A 15,802-nucleotide genomic window follows, 5' to 3' on the forward strand; every position below is an offset into this window, starting at 1 on the left:
GTCTTGTCGCTCAACTCGGCTCCTTGGACGTTGACTTGACGGACAGGGGCGAGGAGGGGGATGCGGGCCGATCCGCGGAGACGAAGGCATCGCGATGTCGGTCGGCGACACCGCTGAGATTGGCTTCGAAAGTGAAGCCCTGCTCGAAGCGGTAGCTGCGGCGTACGTCGACGGGATCGATGCCGTTGATCGCGGCCTTGGCCAGCCGGATCAAGTACCCGTCCTTCGCGGCGATTTCCCCGGCCAGGGACAGTGCCGTGTCGAGCAGCTTCTCGCGCGGCACCACCTCCCACACGGAACCGTGCTGGTGGAGCTCGCGGGCGGTGGCGGTGCGCGAGGTGTAGTAGAGCGTGCGGACGAGATGGGGCGGTACGAGCCGGGCAAGATGAGTGGCCGCGCCGAGTGCGCCGCGGTCCAGTTCGGGCAGCCCGAACGTCGCGTCGTCGCTCGCCACGATCGCGTCCGCATTGCCGACCAGCCCGATTCCGCCGCCCAGGCAGAAGCCCTGCACCGCCGCGACGACCGGGACCTCGCATTCGTAGACCGCGGCGAACGCCTCGTAGCAGCCCCGGTTGGCGCCGATCAGCGCGGAGTGCCCCTCGGTCCGCTGTATCTCCTTGATGTCCACGCCGGCGTTGAAACCGCGCCCGGCGGCCGCGAGTACCACGCAGTGGTTTTCGGGATCCCGGCCGGCCGCGCGTACCGCCTCGGCGAGGTCGTACCAACCCTGTACGGGCAGGGCGTTGACCGGGGGGAAGTCGACGGTGACGAGGGCGATGCGGCCGGGGGTGCCGCTCGCGCCGGGGGGTGGGGCGGGGTGAGAGGTGGAGACACCCATGGGTAGATCAGCTACCTTTCCCTTGCGTCCCGATCCACCAAACGTTTGTTAGGTGCTGTCGAGTGAGAAGGTAGCAGCGCGCGGAGCGCTGCGGGAGGTGTCGCATGGCGCTCACCATCGATCTGTCCGGCCGCGTCGCGGTCGTCACGGGCGGTACGCGCGGCGTCGGCGCGGGGATCACCAGGGCACTGCTGAGCGCCGGCGCGCAGGTCATCGCATGCGCGCGCCGGCCTCCGGACCGCCCGCTGGAGGCGGCGGGGCGGGCGGCACGGTACGTGGCACTGGACCTGCGCGACGCGGACGCGGTCTGCGCCTGCTTCCGGCGGATACGGGCCGAGCACGGGCGCCTTGACATCCTCGTCAACAACGCGGGCGGCACCCCATACCGCCTGCTCGCCGACTCCACTCCACAACAGGCGGCCAGAGCAGTGGAGTTGAACCTGATCACCCCGCTCACCGCATCCCTGGCGGCCCGTGAGGTGATGGCGGGTCAGGATTCCGGCGGATCGATCGTCATGATCGGCAGCGTCAGCGGGACCCGTCCCTCGCCCGGCACCGCCGCCTACGGCGCGGCCAAGGCGGGACTGGACAACCTCGCCCGCTCCATGGCCGTCGAATGGGCCCCGAAGATCCGCGTCAACACCCTGACGCTCGGCATGGTCCGCACGGAGCTGTCCCACCTCCACTACGGAGACGAGGACGGTATCGCCGCCGTCGGCGACACCATCCCGCTCGGCCGGCTGGCCGCACCCGCCGAGGTCGGGGAGGCGTGCGCCTTCCTCGCCTCCGATCTGGCGGGGTATGTGAGCGGCGCGAGCCTGCTGGTGCATGGGGGTGGGGAGCGTCCGGCGTTTCTTGACGCTTCGACGGCCGGTGGGGGGAGCGGTGGGGTGGGTGGTACGTCGGCTGGTGCGGCGGGCGGCGCCGGCAGGGGGGCTCAGGGCGGCGACTGCGCCGACCGCGCCAACCGCGTGGCCGATGCCGCCACAGCCGATGGAACTGCCGATGCCGCCGAAGTCCCTGGTCCTGCTGATCCTGCCGATGCCGCCGCGACCGCCCGGACCGGCGTCGGCGCGCGCGTCGCCCACACTGCAACTACCAGCAGGGAGAGCTGAGATGACCGTAACCGGAATCTGTGACGGACGGGTCGTCATCGTCACCGGCGCGGGCCGCGGCCTGGGCCGTGCGCACGCCCTCGCCTTCGCCGCCGAGGGTGCCCGGGTGGTGGTGAACGACCTCGGCGTGGGGCTGGACGGCGCGCAGGGTGATGGTGGTGTGGACGTTACGGATGGCACGAGGGGCGACGGGGGCTCGGGCGGTGATCGCGGCCCCGCGGAGGCCGTCGTCGAGGAGATCCGTGCCGCGGGCGGCGAAGCCATCGCGCACGGCGGCGACATCGCCACGCCGCAGGGTGCCGCCTCCCTCATCGCCACCGCCCTGGGCATGTACGGGCGCCTGGACACGCTCGTCAACAACGCGGGCTTTCTGCGCGACCGGATGCTCGTCAACCTGGAAGAGGACGAGTGGGACGCGGTGCTACGGGTCCACCTCAAGGGCCACTTCCTGCCCCTCAAGCACGCCGCGGCGCACTGGCGCGCGGAGACGAAGGCGGGCCGTAGGCCACAGGCCCGCGTCATCAACACCAGTTCGGGGGCAGGGCTGTTGGGCAGTGTGGGGCAAGGCAACTACTCCGCTGCCAAGGCCGGAATCCTCGGCCTGACGCTGGTCGCCGCGGCCGAGATGGGACGTTACGGCGTCCAGGTCAACGCCATCGCGCCGGCCGCGCGTACCCGAATGACCGAGCAGACCTTCGCCGAGACGATGGCGGCCCCGTCGGGCGCGGGGGAATTCGACGCGATGGCTCCCGAGAACGTTTCGCCGCTGGTGGTGTGGCTGGGCTCCGCCGCCTCAGAGGGCGTCACGGGCCGGGTATTCGAGGCGGAGGCCGGCCGGATCACCGTCATGGAGGGCTGGCGTCCGGGCCCGAGCCTCGACAAGGGTGCCCGCTGGACCCCGGTGGAGGCCGGTGACACGGCTCGCCTACTGCTCTCCAACGCCGAGACGCCGCAGGTGGTTTATGGGGCGGGGTGAGGTGGGGGAGGGCGAGGTGGCGACGCCAACTCCTCCCGCAATGCCCCCTCGTTGCGGTGCCCGCTACACCTCCGGGGCTAGCAGCCGGGCCGCCATCCTCATCAGCTCGGCATCCGTGTCGTCGGATCGCTCCGAGGCGATGCCGGACCGGAACAGCGCGGCGCCTTCGACCAGCATCACGAACGTCTCCGCGCGCGCCTGGCAGACACGATCCGACAGTCCGGGGTCGTGCCTGCGGAGGAATGCGGCGACCTGCGCGGTGTAGTCGCGGTAGAAGGCCCGTACGGCGTCGGCGATCGCGTCGTCCCGGGCGGCCAGCGCCCAGATCTCGGCGAACAGGCGGGTCAGCTCGGGCTCGTCCTGTTCGGCCAGGATGCCGCGGACGAGCTGTGCGGGCTCGCCGTCCAGCGGTGCGCCCTCCGGGCTGCCGGTCAGCTCGGCCAGGCGGTGCAGCGAGCGTTCGAGCGCCCGGTTCAGTACCGCGCCGATCAGATCCGCGCGGGCCGGGAAGTAGTACTGGAGATGGCCGAGGCGTACGTCTGCCGCCGCGGCGACCGCCCTCATCGAAAGCTGTGTATGGCCGTCGGCGATGAGGATCCGCTCGGCGGCGTCGAGCAGCGCGCGACGCCGGTCGCTGCCCTTGGGGGTGGGGGGTGGGGCTGCGGTGCGGCGTCCGCCCATGTTGGGATCCGGGGCCGGGCTGGGGTCCGGGGCTGGGCTGGAGTCGGGGGCCGGGCTGGGCTCCGAGGGGGCGTGCCGCCCGCGCTTGGCTCGCGTCTCATCCGCCCTCACGCCGCAGCCTCCTTCGCCTCGGTTCCGTTGTCCGCAGCGGCCACCGCCACAGCGCCTGGCCGCTGCTCGCTGATCGATACACCCATGCTTAGGAGGAACCCCGGAACGTCCCGCGGCCGTGGCGTCATCTCAGGAAAGGCGACCCCGGGGGCGGGCGGGGCACCGTCGGCACCGAGGACACGGCGCAACCCCATCAAGGCCCCGACCGCCGTCAGATGCGCCTGCCCGAGCGGATCGGTGAGTATGGCGGCACGGCGCCCGGCCGGGCCCTCGACGTCCATCCGCACCCTGGCCACCCCGCCCTCGCCCGGCGAGTAGAGCAGCGACCGGCGTACCGGTGCCCAGCAGTCACCCCGGCCCCAACGGAAGAACCCGGTCCGTTTGACGGCGAGCAGTGCCGAGGTCGACAGCGCCGAGCCGAACCCGATACGGGTGATGGCGCTGCGTACCCCAAGGCTGATCGGCAGCGTGAACTGTTCCGGGGTGTCGATCCGGGCCACCTTCGTACGGAGGTCCCCGATCATGACCCGACCGGCGCCGCTCAGCGGCATGATGCGGCGGCTCTGCCCGTTCTCCAGCACTTCGTAGTCCAGGCCGAGGCGGTCCATGAACTCCACCGAGTCCGCACCGGCACGATCCTTGAGGTCCCACCGGATGGCGACCTCCACGCGCTCGGCGCCGCCGAGTTCAGCAGCCAGTGCGGCCGCCATCAGGTTGGTCGTACCGCCCATCCAGCCGGAGGAGAACAGCACAGGTGCGACGGGCTTGAGCACCGACACCACGGCTACGGCCCGCTGCAGACGCGCCGTCCACCGGGTGATATCGACGTAGGGCACGCCTCCGTCGACCGCCGCGCGCAGCACACGGTCGCCGGGGTCGTTCACCACACCTACGACGGCGCGGACCGCGGCGGCGAAAGGTGCGGGGTCCGTGAGATCCCACCGCCGGACCTCGGCGCCCAACTCCGCTCCTAATGCCTCGCCCCGCGAGGACCCGCCCTCGGGCCTACGTCCTGTGAGGAGCAGCGGCCACGACGGCGCCGCCAGCCTGGCCAACTCGCTGCCTACCGTGCCATATCCCCCCACCAGTAGAACCGGACCCGCCGCGTCGAACCGGAGCTCATCAGTCATGCCGATCAGGCTAGGCAAAAAATAGGTCGACTGACCTAGAAACCCGGAAACTGCTTGGCTCGTACCTCGCCGGTCCAGTGGGTCGCGTGCGTCCCGCGGGCCTGTCCTGTGCCTTGAGGCTCCAAGTCAGTCTCCGGAGACCGGGCGAGCCGTGACCACTCTCAGGCCCCGGTCCGCGAACTCGCGGCGGGTAGCCTCCTTGGCGCCGCTGTCCGTGATGAACGTGTCGAAGACATCCGCGTCACCGACCCGGGCGAAGCAGCGTTGGCCGATCTTCGAGGAATCCGCGACGATCACGGCACGCCGGGATCGCTCGGCCATCAGGCGGTTGACCCGGGCCTCCGCCTCGTCGTGCACCGTTGCCCCCATCACCGGGTCTATTCCGTTGGCTCCGATGAAAGCGGTGTCGATGGAGATCTGCTGTAGTACCAACTCGCTGAACGGGCCGACCAGTTCGAAGGACCGCGAATGTGCCACCCCGCCGGTGAGCACGATCTTGATCTGCGGTCGTACGGCCAGCTCATTGGCGATGTTGAGGGAATTGGTGACGATCGTCAGATGCGGCTGCGGGCCCGCCTCCGCGAAATCCGGGCGAGTGGCCAGCACCCGGGCGATCGCCGTGGTGGTGGTGCCACCGCTCAGCCCGACCACGTCCCCGCGCTCGACCAGCTTCGCGGCGGCCTCGGCCACCGCCTCCTTCTCCTCGGACCGATGAGCGTGCTTGTACCGGATCGGCAGGTCGTACGCCACCGAGCTGAGCACCGCGCCGCCCCGGGTGCGGGTCAGCAGCTGCTGCTCGGCGAGGGCATCCATATCGCGCCGCATCGTCGCGGCCGAGACCTCCAGCTCGGTCGCCGCCTCCTCGACATCCACCCGGCCCCTCTCCCCGAGCAGCTCAAGCAGTGCGTTCATCCGTTCATGGCGCTTCATGACGCGAGCCTAATTCGTTCCAGCTGGCCAGGGTGAGGCCAGGTGCCGGCTGCTGCTGCCACGGGCCGCCTCGACCACGGCGGCTGTCTCCGTGCCTTCCCTGGCCTCGGGGGCGGAGCCCCGCTCGTCGCTGACCGGCGGATCGTCGCCGGTGCCGGCGTATCTCAACGCGTCCTCCTTGCCAGTGCTGAGTGGTGAGCCGGGTGGCGTTGTGCCTGGTGTGTGGTGTGTGGTGTGTGGTGACTGATGACGGCTGCCTGGCGTGGTCACTTGTTGTACGGGGTGAGGCACTGTCTCAGGGCCGCACGCTGTCCGTCCGAGAGATGCTCGCCCGCGGGCGACCGGCGCGGGCTGTGCTCTCCGTCGCAGATCCAGCTGCCTTCCCCTGCATCGAACCACCACGGCTCGCTTCCCCACATGGGGTGCCCCTTCAAGAGGCTGCGGGCCAGCGGCTCACAAGGCTCCGGAGCGTGCTGGGCCTTGAGTGCGGTTGTCACGGCACCAAATGGCTTCAGTGGGAATGTCCGTGTCGCCGAGGGCGGGCAGTAGCAGAAGCAGCCGCGCGTGCGGGTCGGTGACCCCGGTTTTCCCGGGTGGGCAGTCGAGCAAGGCGGCCAGTTCGGGCCAGCACAGGCCGGGGCCGATCCGGTCCTGGTCGTCGCTGCTCAGGACCACGTCATGTGGCCAGTCAGGGTGGGTGAGGAAATAGTCCGTGCTGCTGTGGTCCTCTCCGTTGTTGTAGTGGACGACGACGCTGTGACCGCCCGCCAGCGGGACGTGGAACACCGGCCAGGCGGAAGTGTCGTGGAGTCGGTCCAATGCGGCGCCGGCGTCCGCGGCGTCGACGCCGAAGGACTCCACCGGCAGTCCTTCGTACAGATTCGCCAGGTGCGCGGCCCAGAAGCCGGTCTGTGCCATCAGCGGCAGACCGTCGACGACGGGAGAAGAGGCATACCAATGCCGTGCCATGACCATGCCTCGATTGTCGCCGTGGCCATGCCTCGCTTCGTCGGGGCCGCTGATTCCGGCCGTCGATCACCCCGGAGCCGGAGCCTGGGCGGCGAGCTGGCCCGGAACTGCCGCCGGCGTGCCCAGTACGTCCAACAGCCTCGCCGCCTCGTCGGCCACTGCCTCCCGGGCCGGTTTGATGTATTTGCGGGAGTCGACGAGCGCCGGATCCGCGCCTAGCGCCTCTCGTATGGAGTGGGTGAACACGGAGACCAGATGCGTCGAGATATTGATCTTCGTCATTCCGGCGGCGATGGCACGACGCAGCTCGTCATCCGGCACTCCGGAGGAACCGTGCAGCACCAGCGGCACCGGCAGCGTCGCATGCAGTTCCGCGATCAGGTCTTTGTCCAGCACGGCCGTGCGCTCGTGCATCGAGTGGGAGGACCCGACGGCCACGGCGAGCGCGTCCACTCCCGTCTCGCGGACGAAGGCCAGCGCCTCCTCCGGGGCGGTGCGTACTCCCGGAGCATGTACCCCGTCTTTGCCGCCGACCTTGCCGAGTTCCGCCTCGACGTAGACGCCCCGGTCGTGGCACCAGGCGGTGAGCTCGGCGGTGGCGGTGACGTTCTGTTCGTACGGAAGCGCGGAGGCGTCCACCATGACCGAACCCACCCCCGCGCCGATGCCCTGATGGACCAGATCCGCATCGGTGATGTGGTCGAGATGCACCGCGATCCGGGCAGAGGAAGCCTCGGCCAGGGCGAGAGTGGCGCGGGTGATCGGCAGCAGGCTGCCGTGATAGCGGATGCAGTTCTCGCTGATCTGCAGGATGAGGGGGATGTCCGTGCGCTCGGCGGCGGAGACGAGTGCCTCGGCGGTTTCCAGATGGATGACGTTGAAGGCCGCGGCACCGACCCGCGCCTCACACGCGGCGTCGACGATCGATGAGGTCGGAACGAGGGGCATGGGGTCCTGACTCCCTTGCGGACGGGGTGAGTTGATGTCGGGGGAGTGGAGCGTCTACGGCGCGGCCGGGGCCTCGAGCATCACGGAACGGGTCAGGCTGCGCGGGTTGTCCGGGTCCAGACCGCGAGCCCGGGCCCGCTCCAGAGCCACCCGCTGCACCAGCACCAGATCGGCCAGCGGATCGCGGGCATGGCACACGAACCGCGCACCGGTCCGTGCCACATCCGCCTCCAGGCCCTCCGGCGCCTGGCCGAACAGCCAGGTCACCCGGCCGGGCGCGGCTATCGCGATCGGGCCATGGCGGTACTCCATCGCCGGATAGGACTCCGTCCAACTCTGCGACGCCTCCCGCATTTTGAGGGCCGCTTCATTGGCCAGTCCGAACGTCCAGCCCGTCCCGAGGAAGGAGAACTGCTCGGCGTCCACCCACTCCCGGTCGATCGGCGCGGCCAGCGCCTCCTGCGCGTCGCTCACCGCCCGCGAGACGTCCTCGCCCAGGTGGGCGCGCAGCAGCGTCAGCGCCGTCGTCGCGAACCGGGTCTGCACCACGGACTTCTCGTCGGCGAACGGCAGCGCGACCGTCTCATCGGAGACCTCGACCGCCGGAGTGTCGGTGTCGCCGAGGACCGTCACCGTCGGGATACGCCCCTTGACCGCGTCGAGGACGCGCAGCACTTCGGTCGTGGTGCCCGAGCGGGTGATCGCCACCACCGCGTCATAACCGCGGGCGCTGCCGAGGAACGCCTCCGAGGCGGCGAAGGGATCCGTCACACCCAGCCCGGCGCCCTCGCGCAGTGCCGCATACGACTGCGCCATGAACCACGAGGTGCCGCAGCCGACGACGGCGACCCGCTGTCCGGGCTTGGGCAGCGGGCCTCCCGCAGCTCCGTTCCGTGCCGCTGCCCGCCAGGTTTCCGGCTGGCTCCGCAGTTCCTGCTCCATGTACGACGTCCCGCTCATGGTCACCCTCCCGTTTGTGTGGCTCCGACGCTCAGATCCGATGCATGGATCGGATCGCCTGCGCGGAGGTCATCTGTTCCGGTGCTCCGGATCCCGACCGCTGACGCTGTGCTGCACGATTCTGCAAGTTTCAGCTTCACTGCAATCGACTGTACGCATCTTTCGCGCAGGGATCCATCCCTCGTGAGAGTGAAGCGGCAAGGGGGAGCGTCCCCACCGTGGGCTTGGAGAGGCTGGGTGGCTAGCCCAAATGGCCGTGCTGGCCTGTGCGTCTGCCTCGTCCGCCTGCGCGTCGGTTCGTTGAGCGGCTGAGCGAAGGAATCTGTTGACACTTGCGAGAAAGAGGCCCAATACTCGCAAGATCAGTCACGAAGGCAGCGCCACGATTCGTCACGACCGTCATGCAGCAAGGCCGCTCCGCCGTCCGAAGGACTCCCCATGTCCCTTGCCACGCTCTCCGCGACGCCCCCACCGCCGGCATCCAGGACCTCGCACCGCACCGGCAAAATGTTCGCGCTCACCGGCGCCGTCGTCGGCGTCATCTACGGCTACGACACCGGCAGCATCTCCGGTGCCCTGGTGTTCCTGAGCAGGGACTTCCACCTCACCGAGGCCGAAAAGGGCCTGGTCAACAGCATCCTGGTGTTCGGATCCATCGTCGGCGCACTGATCGGCGGCAAGCTCGCCGACGCCCTCGGCCGCAAGGCCGCGATGCTGATCGTCGCCGGCTCGTACGCCGTCTTCGTCGCACTGTCCGCGCTCGCGCCCAACGTCGTCGTGCTCGATGCGGTCCGCTTCCTGCTCGGCGTCGCCATCGGCATCTCGATCGTCGCGGCCCCGCTCTACATCGCGGAATCGACCCCCGCGCGCATCCGCGGAGCTTCCGTCGCCGCCTATCAAGTGGCGACGGTCGCCGGCATCGCCGTCACCTACTTCGTCAACTGGGGACTGTCCGGCGGCGGCCACTGGCGGTGGATGCTCGGACTCTCGGCGATCCCCGCGGCCCTCGTCCTGATCCCGCTGCTCAGGCTGCCCGACACACCCCGCTGGTACGTACGCAAAGGCCGCACGGAACGAGCCGTCGAGGTCATGGCCACGACCGACCCGGATGTCGACGCACGCGCCGAGGTGGCCGCCGTGGCGGCCGCGCTCGCCGAGGAGAGCGGCGGAACGGTGCGCTCACTGCTGCACAAGCCGTACGCGCGTGCCGCGCTCTTCGTCGTCGGGCTCGGATTCTTCTGCCAGATCACCGGCATCAACGCCGTGACCTACTACAGCCCGCAGATCTTCGAGGAAATGGGCTTCACCGGCAACGGCCAGAACTTCCTGCTGCCGTCGTTCGTCCAGCTCGCCTCACTGGCCGCGACCGTCCTCGCCATCGTCATCATCGACCGGCTCGGCCGGCGCGCGGTCCTGCTCTCCGGGATCGGCACGATGGTGGCTATGCTCGCCGTCCTGACCGCGGTCTTCGGCTTCACCGATCTCCAGGGGGCCACCACCTGGATCGGTTTCGGCGCCATCCTGCTCTTCACCGCGGCCTTCAACTTCGGCTTCGGATCGCTGATCTGGGTCTATGCGAGCGAGGCGTTCCCCGCTCAGCTGCGTTCCACAGGGGCGTCGGTGATGCTCACCGCCGACCTCGTGGCCAATCTCCTCATCGCCCAGTTCTTCCCCTCCCTGATGGCCTGGGCCGGCGCGGCCCGGACCTTCGCCGGCCTCGGGGTCCTCGCCCTCGGGGCGCTGGCCTTCGCCGCCGTCACCGCACCCGAGACCAAGGGCCGTCAACTGGAGGAGATCCAGGGTTACTGGCGCAACGGGGGGCGGTGGCCCACGCCGGCGCCCGAGACCGCCCCGTAGCGCGGGGCGGCGGCTGCGGCTCCGCGCGGACCACGGCGCCTCAGGACGGCAACTGCTCCCGGTACGCCTCCAGTGCCGGGGCGGTCGTCGTCGCGACGAACTCGGTGATCCGGTACGCGCACACTCCCTCGACGCTGAACGGGTCCTCCGCCACGAGCCGCTCAACGGCCGCGCGGTCCATTCCGGCGGCGAGGATGACGCCCCCGTCGCGCGGCACCTTGCGGCCGGCGGCGATGAAGTGTCCCGCGGCGTACTGCTCCTTCAGCCACGTCACATGATCCTCGAGGGCGGCGTCGACGCGTTCGATGGGGGCGGTGTAGGTCAGCTCAAGTACGAACATGTAGGCAATATAGAGGGCTCCCGCGGGCGACGCCGTCGCGCCCTCCCGGTGCGGAATGCGCAGGCCAGAGAGGCGCGGAGCCGGTGCTGACAGATCACCGGCCCACGGGTCACCGGCCACCGGGCCGCGGAGCACCCGCCCCCTCGCCCGATCATGGGTTCGGTAGCGTGGCCGTCACCATGGACACTCCCGGAACGATCTCCTGCGACGACGAACTGCGGCACTGGCCGGCCGACGAGGCCCAGGCACGCGCGGTCCAGGACCGCCTTCGGCCGTACGTACGCCTCGACGAGCCAGGGCCGGACCTCGGATTCGAGGGCACCGTAGTGGGCGTGGACGTGGCCTACGACGACGAGCGCGACGTCGTCGCCGCGGCCGCCGTCGCCCTGGATGCCCGCACCCTCGCCGTCGTCGACGAGGTCACCGCCGTCGGCCGGGTCTCCTTCCCCTACGTCCCGGGCCTGCTCGCCTTCCGTGAGATTCCCACCGTGCTGGACGCGCTCGGCCGCCTCGCCCGGACACCGGATCTCGTGGTCTGCGACGGGTACGGGCTGGCCCACCCGCGCCGCTTCGGGCTCGCCAGCCACCTCGGGGTTCTGACCGGGCTGCCCACGATCGGCGTCGCCAAGAACCCCTTCACCTTCCGGTACGCGCCTCCGGGACCGGAACGGGGCGCGACCTCACCCCTGTTGGACGACACCGAACCGACCGCGCCCGGCGCCCCTACGGGCGCCGAGGAGGTAGGACGTGCGCTGCGCACCCAAAAGGGCGTCAAACCGGTCTTCGTCTCCGTAGGGCACCGCATCGACCTGGATGGGGCCTGCGCCCACACGCTCCGGCTCGCGCCCAAGTACCGGCTTCCCGAGACGACCAGGGCCGCGGACTCCCTGTGCCGGAGGGCGCTCGCCAGCGTGTGACGTGCGGACTATCCCCGGACGACCCGGAACGTCAGCCCCGCCTTCTGGAGACGTTCTGTCAGCGCGTCCCCCATGGCGACCGCCGTCGTCACCTGGCCCGCCGTCTCCGGCAGATCGTCGAAGGCCAGGCTCAGCGCCGACTCGGCGAGCATCTTCGCGGTCTCGTCGTAGCCGGGATCGCCGCCGGAGACCTCGGTGATCAGGCGTTCGCCGCCACCCATGCCCACGAAACGCACCGTGAACCAGCTCTTGGCCCGCCGCTCCGCACTCGGCCCGTCGCCCGGCTCCAGACGCCCCGACAGCCACCGCCGGGCGGGCGGCACCTGGGCGAGCGCGCAGATCGCGCCCGCGCCCAACGCCCCGCCCACGGCGACCGGCAGCCACCGCACGCCCGCGTAGTGGCGATAGCGGAAGTCGGGCCCATAACGGTCGAGGGCCGCGGCCGAACGGGCGATGATCTGCGGATCGATGGTCGGCAGCGGCACGCCCCAGGCGCGCGTCGCACCGCTCCTGAGGGGCGGGCCCAGCGGTGCCCGCACCGTACGGCCGGCCGGCCGCGGCTCCGCCCGCTGCCGCTCGCGGGCGACCCGCGCCATGGCCAGCGGACGCGAGGCGACGGTCAGCGCGGACGCCAGAGTGCCCCCGGAGAAGGTCGCGTTGGTCCGTACGAAGCCGTCGATGCGCAGCGGCACGCCCTCCGGGAGGAGGCCCACCGTGTAGAGCACGCCCAGATCGTGCGGGACGGAGTCGAAACCGCAGGCGTGCACGAGGCGCGCGCCCGAAGCGCGGGCCGTCGCATGGTGCCGCAGATACATCCGGTCGACGAATTCCGGCTCGCCGGTCAGATCGACGTAGTCCGTGCCCGCCGCGGCGCAGGCGGCGACCAACGGCTCCCCGTAGGTGAGATACGGGCCGACCGTTGTGGCCAGCACCCGGGTGTCCGCGGCGAGTGCGCGCAGCGAATCCGGATCGCCGCTGTCGGCGTGCAGGAGCGGCAGGTCGGCGCAGGCCGGGTCGATGGCGGCCAGCCGGTCGCGCAGCCGCGCCAGTTTCGTGGTGCTGCGCCCGGCCAGCGCCCAGCGGCAGTCCTTGGGTGCGTGCCTGGCCAGATATTCCGCTGTGAGCGCCCCGGCGAAACCGGTGGCGCCGTAAAGGACGAGGTCATGGGCCCGCCCCGAGGTGTCCTGCCGTCGCATCGCACGTCCTCTCGACTGAAGTCCGGACCTTAGGCAGTCGCCGCCGTCCCGTCAACGACCGCCCTCCGTCAGGTCGGTTGGTGGCCGGGGCGCGGCCTGCCGTCTTGACACGGCGTCGGAGCGGGGCGACATTCGCCCCTGACCTAGGACGTCCAATGTCCGGATTGCCGGGCGCGCGATCCGACCGCGGCACCGACCACCGCTCTCCCGGACTGGACCGTACGGCAGAAAGCCGGACGCCATGCCCCTTTCCACGCCCCTTCCCGCACCGCTCACCGGAGTCGTGCCACCGCTGTGCACCCCGCTCACCGACAGCGGCCAGGTCGACGTGCGGTCGCTGGCCGCGCTGACCGAGCGTCTCGTCGCCGCCGGGGTGGACGGCCTCTTCGTGCTCGGCTCCACGGGGGAGGCCGCCTACCTGCCGGACATCCAACGACGCACCGTCATCGAGACGGTCGTCGACGCCGCCCGGGGCAGGCTGCCCGTCCTGGCCGGGGCCATCGACATGGCGACCGCCCGGGTCCTGGACCACGCGCGCACCGCCCAAAAGCTGGGCGCCGACGGCATCGTGGCCACCGCACCCTTCTACACCCGCACCCATCCGGCCGAAATCGCGGACCACTACACCCGCATCCGCGACACCGTCGGCCTACCACTCTTCGCCTACGACATTCCGATGGCGGTGCACACCAAGCTGCCCGCGGACACGGTGCTCGCCCTCGCCGCCGACGGTGTGCTCGCCGGGCTCAAGGACAGCAGCGGCGACGAGGGCGCGCTGCGCCGCCTGCTCGTCCGGCTGCGCACCGTCGACCGCGGTTTCTCTGTGCTCACCGGTTCGGAACTATCGGTCGACGGGGCCCTGTTGGCCGGGGCGCACGGCGTCGTACCGGGGCTGGGGAACGTCGACCCGGCCGGCTATGTGCGGCTGTACGCACACGCCCGGGCCGGGCGGTGGCGTGCGGCCGCCGACGAACAGGACCGGCTGGCCGCCCTGTTCTCTCTCACCGACGTCGGCGACGAGTCGGCGATGGGCCGTAGCTCATCCGCCCTCGGAGCCTTCAAAGCCGCGCTTCACCTGCTCGGCGTCATCGACAGCCCGGCCACCGCCGCCCCGCAGCTGCCGCTCGACGACGACGCGATCCGCACCGTCCGCCAACTGCTGGAGGAGGCCGGACTGCTGTGACGACGCGCTCTACGGGCCATGCCGCCGGGCCACCGCCCTGGTACCGGGAGATCAGCCCGCGCCAATGGAAGGCGATGGTCGCCGCCTGGATCGGCTATCTCCTCGACGGCTTCGACTTCGTCCTGATCACCCTCGTACTGACCGAAATCGCCGACGATTTCCACCTCAGCACCGTCACCGCCGCCTCGCTCATCTCCGGCGCCTTCATCACCCGATGGCTGGGCGGCGCGCTCCTGGGCGCGATGGCCGACCGCTACGGCCGTAAAGCAGCCATGATCGCCAGCATCCTGCTCTACTCTCTCGGCACCTTCGCCTGTGGTTTCGCCTGGGGCTACCTCAGCTTGTTCGCCGCCCGGCTGGTGATCGGCCTGGGCATGGCGGGGGAGTACAGCGCCAGCGTGACGTATGTGCTGGAGAGCTGGCCCACCCGGGTGCGCAACCGCGCCTCCGGATTCCTCATCTCCGGTTACGCGGGCGGCACCGTCGTCGCGGCCGAGCTCTACAAGTGGGTGGTCCCCCAGTGGGGCTGGCGCTGGATGTTCTGGATCGGCGTACTGCCCGTCCTGGTCGCGCTATGGGTGCGCCGGTCGCTTCCGGAGGCCGGCGACTGGGCGGCGGAGATCGGCCGTCGGTCGGCTGCATCGGCCGCGTCGATGGGCTCCGCCGTAATGACCGGCCCGGCCCCCGCGCCCGGCCCGGCCGCCTCGAAGCCGGCACGTCCGAACCCGTTCCGGCCGTTGTTCACCGGCCGTGTCCGTTCCTGGGTCAACGCCTCGCTGGCCGCGGCCGCCTCGGGCGCCCTGTTCGGCGTCTTCACGCCCGCTGGAACGGGACACGTCCCCTGGCTGTCCGCAGTCGCCGCGCTCTGCCTGATCGCCTTCGCGGTGCAACTCGGCGGACGCAGGGGATGGCTGCTGTACGTGTCGCTGATGGCGACGGTGTTCTGCGCCTTCCTCTACAGCTGGCCCATCCAGGCCTTGCTGCCCACCTATCTCAAGACCGACCTGGGATACGCCCCCTCCCAGGTCACCGACGTGATGTTCTACGCGGGCTTCGGCACCATGGCGGGCTGCTGGCTGGCGGGGTTCGTCGGCGACTGGATCGGCACCCGCCGCGCCTACGCCTGTACCCTCCTCGCCTCCCTGGCCTTCGTCTTCCCGGTCTTCGCGGTGCAGGACAGCCTGGTGGGGCTCGGGGTACTGCTCTTCGGACTGCTCGCGCTCAGCCAGGGCATCTCCGGGATCCTGCCGAAATACATCGCCGGGCACTTCCCGACCGCGACCCGCGCGGCCTCGTTGGGCTTCGTCTACAACGTGGGGGCTCTGGGCGGAGCGGTCGCCCCGGTCCTCGGCGCGCGGCTGGCCGAGGGCATGTCCCTGGGCCGCGCGCTGGCGGTGCTCACCTTCGGGCTGACGCTCGTCGTCGTCATCCTGGTGGGCGGCAATGTGCCGCAGCGGCTGGCCCGCCTCGCGGACCCCGATGCGCCGGACGATCACCTCGTGCCGGCGGCCGGGGGAGCGGAGATCGGATCCAAGGAGACCACTCCCGGTTCCGTGTAGCCCGGCGGGTCGGGCGCATTCCTTCCAATACCCGCCCCGGCAGACCGGATTGCGGTCGGCCGGCATGCCGCGGCTCGACGCGCGCGAAGGTC

At 70.6% G+C, this 15,802-nt stretch carries 15 protein-coding genes and 1 pseudogene; 6 read left to right on the forward strand and 10 right to left on the reverse strand.

Annotation, left to right across the window (positions count from 1 at the left end; translation table 11 throughout):
- Positions 1-10: 10 nt before the first annotated feature.
- The gene (locus tag FCH28_RS05045) at positions 11-838 is read right to left on the reverse strand and encodes an enoyl-CoA hydratase family protein (protein ID WP_136738496.1); all 828 of its coding nucleotides are present in this window, start codon (positions 836-838) and stop codon (positions 11-13) included.
- A gap of 104 nt (positions 839-942) precedes the next feature.
- Between FCH28_RS05045 and FCH28_RS05050 the strand changes: the two are divergent.
- Positions 943-1,710, forward strand: a pseudogene (locus FCH28_RS05050) (SDR family oxidoreductase); the annotation flags it as partial.
- A 244-nt stretch (positions 1,711-1,954) separates the two neighbouring features.
- The gene (locus tag FCH28_RS05055; protein ID WP_136738498.1) at positions 1,955-2,929 is read left to right on the forward strand and encodes an SDR family oxidoreductase; all 975 of its coding nucleotides are present in this window, start codon (positions 1,955-1,957) and stop codon (positions 2,927-2,929) included.
- A gap of 63 nt (positions 2,930-2,992) precedes the next feature.
- On the opposite strand, the gene FCH28_RS05060 is transcribed toward FCH28_RS05055, so the two are convergent.
- The 7 genes from FCH28_RS05060 to FCH28_RS05085 all read right to left on the reverse strand — a co-directional run bounded on the left by FCH28_RS05060 (position 2,993) and on the right by FCH28_RS05085 (position 8,658).
- On the reverse strand, positions 2,993-3,721 hold the full coding sequence (locus FCH28_RS05060; RefSeq protein ID WP_246102421.1) for a TetR/AcrR family transcriptional regulator: 729 nt from the start codon (positions 3,719-3,721) through the stop codon (positions 2,993-2,995).
- Positions 3,718-4,851 (reverse strand): saccharopine dehydrogenase family protein, encoded by a 1,134-nt coding sequence (locus FCH28_RS05065; RefSeq protein ID WP_136738499.1) that lies wholly within the window; start codon positions 4,849-4,851, stop codon positions 3,718-3,720. Before FCH28_RS05065 ends, FCH28_RS05060 begins: the two co-directional genes overlap by 4 nt.
- Before the next feature lie 126 nt (positions 4,852-4,977).
- Positions 4,978-5,781, reverse strand: a complete 804-nt coding sequence (locus tag FCH28_RS05070; RefSeq protein WP_136738500.1) for a DeoR/GlpR family DNA-binding transcription regulator — start codon at positions 5,779-5,781, stop codon at positions 4,978-4,980.
- Positions 5,782-5,790: 9 nt separating this feature from the next.
- Positions 5,791-5,949 carry a hypothetical protein gene (locus FCH28_RS37915; RefSeq protein WP_169314055.1) on the reverse strand — a complete coding sequence of 53 codons (159 nt, stop codon included), beginning with the start codon at positions 5,947-5,949 and terminating at the stop codon, positions 5,791-5,793.
- 285 nt (positions 5,950-6,234) lie between these two features.
- The gene (locus tag FCH28_RS05075; protein ID WP_136738501.1) at positions 6,235-6,756 is read right to left on the reverse strand and encodes a hypothetical protein; all 522 of its coding nucleotides are present in this window, start codon (positions 6,754-6,756) and stop codon (positions 6,235-6,237) included.
- A 60-nt stretch (positions 6,757-6,816) separates the two neighbouring features.
- The gene (locus FCH28_RS05080; protein ID WP_136738502.1) at positions 6,817-7,698 is read right to left on the reverse strand and encodes a class II fructose-bisphosphate aldolase; all 882 of its coding nucleotides are present in this window, start codon (positions 7,696-7,698) and stop codon (positions 6,817-6,819) included.
- A 54-nt stretch (positions 7,699-7,752) separates the two neighbouring features.
- Entirely contained in the window at positions 7,753-8,658 is a 906-nt protein-coding gene (locus FCH28_RS05085; RefSeq protein WP_136738503.1) for an SIS domain-containing protein, read from the reverse strand.
- 438 nt (positions 8,659-9,096) lie between these two features.
- Between FCH28_RS05085 and FCH28_RS05090 the strand changes: the two genes are divergently transcribed.
- Entirely contained in the window at positions 9,097-10,515 is a 1,419-nt protein-coding gene (locus FCH28_RS05090) for a sugar porter family MFS transporter (RefSeq protein ID WP_136738504.1), read from the forward strand.
- Positions 10,516-10,555: 40 nt separating this feature from the next.
- Here the strand turns inward: FCH28_RS05090 and FCH28_RS05095 are convergent, their stop codons facing one another.
- On the reverse strand, positions 10,556-10,855 hold the full coding sequence (locus tag FCH28_RS05095; protein WP_136738505.1) for a YciI family protein: 300 nt from the start codon (positions 10,853-10,855) through the stop codon (positions 10,556-10,558).
- Positions 10,856-11,034: 179 nt separating this feature from the next.
- Here FCH28_RS05095 and FCH28_RS05100 point away from each other — a divergent pair, with 179 nt between their 5' ends.
- Positions 11,035-11,772, forward strand: a complete 738-nt coding sequence (locus FCH28_RS05100) for an endonuclease V (protein ID WP_136738506.1) — start codon at positions 11,035-11,037, stop codon at positions 11,770-11,772.
- 8 nt (positions 11,773-11,780) lie between these two features.
- On the opposite strand, the gene FCH28_RS05105 is transcribed toward FCH28_RS05100, so the two are convergent.
- Positions 11,781-12,968 (reverse strand): saccharopine dehydrogenase family protein, encoded by a 1,188-nt coding sequence (locus FCH28_RS05105; protein WP_136738507.1) that lies wholly within the window; start codon positions 12,966-12,968, stop codon positions 11,781-11,783.
- A 241-nt stretch (positions 12,969-13,209) separates the two neighbouring features.
- Between FCH28_RS05105 and FCH28_RS05110 the strand changes: the two genes are divergently transcribed.
- Both FCH28_RS05110 and FCH28_RS05115 read left to right on the forward strand, forming a co-directional pair.
- Positions 13,210-14,151, forward strand: a complete 942-nt coding sequence (locus FCH28_RS05110) for a dihydrodipicolinate synthase family protein (RefSeq protein ID WP_136738508.1) — start codon at positions 13,210-13,212, stop codon at positions 14,149-14,151.
- 74 nt (positions 14,152-14,225) lie between these two features.
- On the forward strand, positions 14,226-15,710 hold the full coding sequence (locus FCH28_RS05115; protein WP_136739100.1) for an MFS transporter: 1,485 nt from the start codon (positions 14,226-14,228) through the stop codon (positions 15,708-15,710).
- Positions 15,711-15,802 lie beyond the last annotated feature (92 nt).

It is taken from the genome of Streptomyces piniterrae (genome assembly GCF_005048155.1).
Lineage (GTDB): Bacteria > Actinomycetota > Actinomycetes > Streptomycetales > Streptomycetaceae > Streptomyces > Streptomyces piniterrae.

What these genes read in the sequence shown, in the direction of transcription:
- FCH28_RS05105 (WP_136738507.1), bottom strand. Translation starts at nt 12,968, where the DNA reads ATGCGACGGCAGGACACCTCGGGGCGGGCCCATGACCTCGTCCTTTAC.
- FCH28_RS05055 (WP_136738498.1), top strand. Translation starts at nt 1,955, where the DNA reads ATGACCGTAACCGGAATCTGTGACGGACGGGTCGTCATCGTCACCGGC.
- FCH28_RS05045 (WP_136738496.1), bottom strand. Translation starts at nt 838, where the DNA reads ATGGGTGTCTCCACCTCTCACCCCGCCCCACCCCCCGGCGCGAGCGGC.
- FCH28_RS05090 (WP_136738504.1), top strand. Translation starts at nt 9,097, where the DNA reads ATGTCCCTTGCCACGCTCTCCGCGACGCCCCCACCGCCGGCATCCAGG.
- FCH28_RS05110 (WP_136738508.1), top strand. Translation starts at nt 13,210, where the DNA reads ATGCCCCTTTCCACGCCCCTTCCCGCACCGCTCACCGGAGTCGTGCCA.
- FCH28_RS05075 (WP_136738501.1), bottom strand. Translation starts at nt 6,756, where the DNA reads ATGGTCATGGCACGGCATTGGTATGCCTCTTCTCCCGTCGTCGACGGT.
- FCH28_RS05070 (WP_136738500.1), bottom strand. Translation starts at nt 5,781, where the DNA reads ATGAAGCGCCATGAACGGATGAACGCACTGCTTGAGCTGCTCGGGGAG.
- FCH28_RS05100 (WP_136738506.1), top strand. Translation starts at nt 11,035, where the DNA reads ATGGACACTCCCGGAACGATCTCCTGCGACGACGAACTGCGGCACTGG.
- FCH28_RS05095 (WP_136738505.1), bottom strand. Translation starts at nt 10,855, where the DNA reads ATGTTCGTACTTGAGCTGACCTACACCGCCCCCATCGAACGCGTCGAC.
- FCH28_RS05065 (WP_136738499.1), bottom strand. Translation starts at nt 4,851, where the DNA reads ATGACTGATGAGCTCCGGTTCGACGCGGCGGGTCCGGTTCTACTGGTG.
- FCH28_RS05080 (WP_136738502.1), bottom strand. Translation starts at nt 7,698, where the DNA reads ATGCCCCTCGTTCCGACCTCATCGATCGTCGACGCCGCGTGTGAGGCG.
- FCH28_RS05085 (WP_136738503.1), bottom strand. Translation starts at nt 8,658, where the DNA reads ATGAGCGGGACGTCGTACATGGAGCAGGAACTGCGGAGCCAGCCGGAA.
- FCH28_RS05115 (WP_136739100.1), top strand. Translation starts at nt 14,226, where the DNA reads ATGGTCGCCGCCTGGATCGGCTATCTCCTCGACGGCTTCGACTTCGTC.